5 protein-coding genes are annotated in these 4633 nt (G+C 51.2%); 1 reads left to right on the top strand and 4 read right to left on the bottom strand.

The window, feature by feature from the left end; all coding sequences use genetic code 11:
* Positions 1 to 222: 222 nt before the first annotated feature.
* Positions 223 to 1149, top strand: coding sequence for an NAD(+) kinase (locus NZ772_14390; GenBank protein MCS6814739.1), 927 nt, complete (start codon positions 223 to 225; stop codon positions 1147 to 1149).
* Positions 1150 to 1182: 33 nt separating this feature from the next.
* Here NZ772_14390 and NZ772_14385 read toward each other — a convergent pair whose 3' ends face one another.
* From NZ772_14385 to NZ772_14370, 4 genes are all read right to left on the bottom strand, one after another.
* Entirely contained in the window at positions 1183 to 2094 is a 912-nt protein-coding gene (locus NZ772_14385; protein MCS6814738.1) for an NAD-dependent epimerase/dehydratase family protein, read from the bottom strand.
* Positions 2095 to 2104: 10 nt separating this feature from the next.
* Positions 2105 to 2824, bottom strand: coding sequence for a sugar phosphate nucleotidyltransferase (locus tag NZ772_14380; protein MCS6814737.1), 720 nt, complete (start codon positions 2822 to 2824; stop codon positions 2105 to 2107).
* Between the two features lie 66 nt (positions 2825 to 2890).
* Entirely contained in the window at positions 2891 to 3880 is a 990-nt protein-coding gene (locus tag NZ772_14375) for a GDP-mannose 4,6-dehydratase (GenBank protein MCS6814736.1), read from the bottom strand.
* A gap of 68 nt (positions 3881 to 3948) precedes the next feature.
* A partial coding sequence (locus NZ772_14370) for a glycosyltransferase (protein ID MCS6814735.1) occupies positions 3949 to 4633 on the bottom strand: 685 nt, incomplete at its 5' end.

The following is a 4633-nucleotide window of genomic DNA, read 5'->3' as shown; positions in this document are numbered from 1 at the left end:
AAACGTGCTGCTTGAAAATTCATTTCGATTCATGCCGTTCAGTGTTGCTGTCCGTTGTTCTTGCTAAGGTTGACCTGTAGCGACAAATCTCTCCATCACGAATGACCAATGACCGATTCCCCGTTGTGACTAAACAGTCTAGAATGGCAACAGGGTTGTGGGTGTTATGGCTCATTTGCCCGTTTTTTTGTTTGTTCCTTTCACAAGAGTTGGACGCTGGGTGTGCCCAAAGTTGGCATTATTTACAATGATATGAAGCCGATCGCTTGTCAGGTCGCCGCAGAGTTACAGGACAAGCTGACCAAAAAGCATTGGGATGTGCAGATGGCAACAGGCGTAGGTGGGATGTTGGGTTGCTCTCGCCCAGAGGGGCCATTTTGTCATACCCGAGTTGAGCAACTTGCTCCCCCTGGCTTTGATCAAGAGATGGCCTTTGCGATCGTCCTTGGTGGTGATGGCACTGTCTTGTCTGCCTTTCGCCAAGTGGCACCATGGGGCATTCCCCTATTAACCGTCAACACTGGCCATCTGGGCTTTTTAACTGAAACATACCTGAACCGATTGCCCCAAGCACTAGACACTGTATTGTCTGGACAGTATGCCATCGAAACCCGCACCATGCTCCTAGTGCAACTGAAAGTAGCGGAAGATACTTTATGGGAGGCACTCTGCCTCAACGAGGTCGTGATCCATCGGGAACCCCTAACCAGCATGTGTCACTTTGAGATTGCTATCGGCAGCCATGCCACAGTTGATATTGCTGCCGATGGCGTGATTGTCTCTACACCCACTGGCTCTACGGCCTATTCCCTGTCTGCAGGTGGGCCTGTAATCACTCCAGGTATCCCTGTAATGCAACTTGTACCAATCTGTCCCCATTCTTTGGCATCACGGGCATTAGTATTTGCTAACACCGAACCCGTAACCATCTATCCTGCCAGTCCGGGACGTTTGGTTATGGTTGCTGACGGCAATGCAGCCTGCTATGTGCAACCCGATGACCATGTACGTATCCAGAAAGCTCCCTATGTCGCTCGGTTTATTCGCTTGCAACCACCAGAGTTTTTCCATTTGCTGCGAGAGAAACTAGGCTGGGGCTTACCCCATGTAGCCAAACCCAATGGCAACAGTTCACCACCAGCGTCATGAGGTTAGCTAGTTTGCAGCATAAAGGATTACTAGTTAGCCATTGGCAGGCAAGGTTAAGAGAGACCGCAACACTCGGTCTAGGTTCAAGGATGGCACATGCCCTACTAGCTGTTGCAATCGCTCTGTGCTGCCGTAATGGACGGGAATATCCACTGGTTTGTAGCGCTGAGCATTGACTCGAATTTCAATCTCAAGACCAGACAGAACAATCAACCGTGTGAGCAGGTCGCTCATCGCTATGCCTCGCCCAGAGCAAACATTGACGACTTGCCCATAGGCAGGTGCATGTTGAATAAGCTGCCAATAGATCTGGACGACATCAGCAACATCGACAAAATCGCGAATGCTACTGAGGTTGCCAACGTCAATCACAGGTGGTTGTTCCCCTTGGGCGATCGCCCGAATTTGGCGGGCAAAACTAGCCAGTGCCAGGTTAGGGGGCATTCCTGCACCAATGATGTTGGCAGGGCGGGCAATTACAATCGGTCGTCCCTGCTGGGCAAGGGTTAGGCCCATCTGGGTTTGGGCTAGCTTACTGATGCCATAGTGGTTATAGGGGTTGCAGGGGCAGGTTTCGGCAATGGGCAACTGCTCAGGGGTGATGCGTCCGTATTCGGCGGCTGTGCCAACGAGCAAGACAGGACGATCGCCATAGCCAGCGACCTCTAGGGCGTGCAGCAAGGTAGCCCCATAGACAGTGTTGACCAGATAGAACTGACTCGGCAATGGGGAACTGCTGACTCCGGCTAGATGCAGCACACAGTCTGGCTGGGCAGCGGTAATAGCAGCCGTGAGCATGGCTAGATCACTTGGATCGGTGAGGGCATAGTGGTGGGATGAAGCAGGTGTGGTGCCGATCGTATGTACCTCCACCCCTTGCTGAGCTAGGTAACGCACTAAGTGCTTGCCACAGAAGCCTCCACCGCCAGTCACCAATGCTCTCATGGTTCTGCCCCTACTCCTCACCGGGCAAAAACTCGGCTCGGTGGGCCTCAAACAGTTCCGTAGCAATCTGATAATCGTCTAATCGACCAATGTCTAACCAGCGGCAAGGTTCTTGGTAGCAATACACTGGGCGACCATCGTTGCGGAGTTTCATCATCAGGTCAGGCACGTCCAGATATTCACCGGGGATCAAGTAGGGAATGACTTGCGCTTTGTTAAGGACGTTCACCCCCATGCTGACACTATACTGATACCGAGGTTTCTCTATGTACTTCGAGAGCTTACCCTCTTGATCGGTTTCAATCACGCCGAAGTCAATTTTCACTTCCCGCTGAAATAGGCCGATCGTAGCAGCAGCTTGCTTCTCTTGATGGAACTGGTAGAGGTTGCTGTAGTTCATGGTGGTCATGAGGTCACCATTCATAATCAGGAAATTGTCCTGAAGTTGGTCAAGCACAAGAGCAATCGGCCCGGCTGTGCCTAGAGGCTTGTCCTCGAAGGAATAGGTAATGTGCAACCCTAGGCGAGCGCCATCTTGAAAAAATGCCTGCAAAATTTGCCCCAAATAGCCAACCGTCAAAATCACCTCCGTTACGCCAGCATGTTTCAATTGCCGGAGGATAATTTCTAAAATTGGGTAGTCGCCCACTGGCATCAGTGGTTTGGGTAGCACAGTGGTGTAGGGACGGAGGCGCGTGCCTTTGCCGCCAGCCAAGATAACTGCTTGCACAACTACAGTCCTCGCACAATTCTAAGGTGTGTTTCTTAAGTATCTAAGCTGCGTATCTTGTGTATCTTAAAGTGTGTACTGATTGGGTTTGAACAAGGCCTGATGGTGGGTTACAAAGTCAATTACCTCCGCCAGCCCCTGTTCGAGAGTATAGTTGGGTTGCCAACCAACCAGAGCAGCAGCTTTTTCGGCATTACAGATCAACTTCATCACCTCACTTTTCTCTGGACGGATCCGAGTTTCGTCCGTGACGATCGGCTTATCTGAGTTCATTAAACCCAAAATAAGCTGGGCTAACTCACCGATCGTTACTCCTTTACCAGAGCCGATGTTAATCACCTCGCCCACACTAGCCGGAGCCTCAGCAATCTTCAGGAACCCTCGCACAGTATCTTTGACAAAGGTCAAATCTCGCACTGGAGTTAGAGATCCCAACTTAATCTGGGGTTGGGTCAATGCCTGACTGATAATGGTGGGAATAACAGCGCGGGCAGACTGACGCGGCCCGTAGGTATTGAAGGGACGAATCGTAGCCACAGGCAGATTAAAGGACAGATAGTAACTCTCGGCAATTTTGTCCGCACCAATCTTAGAGGCGGAATAGGGAGATTGCCCCTGGAGGGGATGCTTTTCGTCGATCGGCGCATAAATAGCCGTGCCGTAGGTTTCCGATGTGGATGTATGCACCACCTTCTCCACCCCAACATTCCGCGCCGCCTCCAACACATTCAGCGTCCCCTCCACATTTGTCCGCACATAGCTAAGGGGAGCCACATAGGAGTAGGGGATGGCAATCAGTGCCGCTAGGTGAAACACCACCGCCTTACCCTTGACTTGGCGAGCCACGAAATCACTGTCTTCAATATTGCCTGCAACAACTCGCAAATTGGCTTTGTGGTCAGGGGGCAGTAGCTCTAAGTTGCCCCAATCACTGCGGGAACTGTAGCGAATCATGGCAGTGACCTCGGCTCCTGCTTGGACTAGCGCCTCACAGAGGTGGCTGCCGATAAAGCCCCCCGCTCCCGTCACTAACACCTGTTTACCCGTCCATGTCATTTCTGACACCCTACTACCTTAGATAATGAGAAGGCACGAAACCGCGCATAATGTTGAACAACCATTGCTCACAGGAGTTTACCATGCCCCTGTAAGATTTCCTGATACCACGTAAGGTAGTCATCAATCATGCGCTGAAGAGCAAAGCGTTGGTGAGCAGCGTTGACAGCGCTAGTTCCCATAGCGGCTAGCCGCTCAGCATCAAGCAATAGTGTTGTTAGCCATCTAGCCATATCCTGCACATCTCCAGGATCTACTAGAAACCCTGTGTCACCGTGGTCAACTTGCTCTGGGATACCCCCTGTTTTTGTAGCAATTACAGGCATACCGCAGGCTAATGCTTCTAAAACAGACAGCGGAAATGTATCTGCCTTTGCGGCATGAAGATATAGGTCTGCGGCTTGGTAATGTTGAACAACCCCACGATCGCTCTGATGGGGTAGAAACCTTATCTCCAAGTTGCCCATTTGTTCTGATGGAATGTCCTCTAGCCCTAACACGAGGAACAACAAGTGCTGATCAGGAAGCTGCTTGGCAACCTCCACCATTGCCGATCGCATGGTTGGGTAATCTTTCCAGCGGCTTGTGCGAATATAGTTGCCCGTAGAGAAGATAATCCTAGCGTCTAGCGGTAGTCCTAGTTGCGATCGCAGCGTCCGCTTATCGGATGTTGGCTGAAACAACTCCACGTCAATTCCATAGGGAATAACCCGACCTTGGACAATACCAGCCGCTAGCATAGACTGCTCTACA

This window comes from Cyanobacteriota bacterium, assembly GCA_025054735.1.
Taxonomy (GTDB): Bacteria; Cyanobacteriota; Cyanobacteriia; order SKYG9; family SKYG9; genus SKYG9.
Note: the sequence above shows the minus strand (reverse complement) of the source record. Positions and strands in the feature narration are given on the sequence as shown.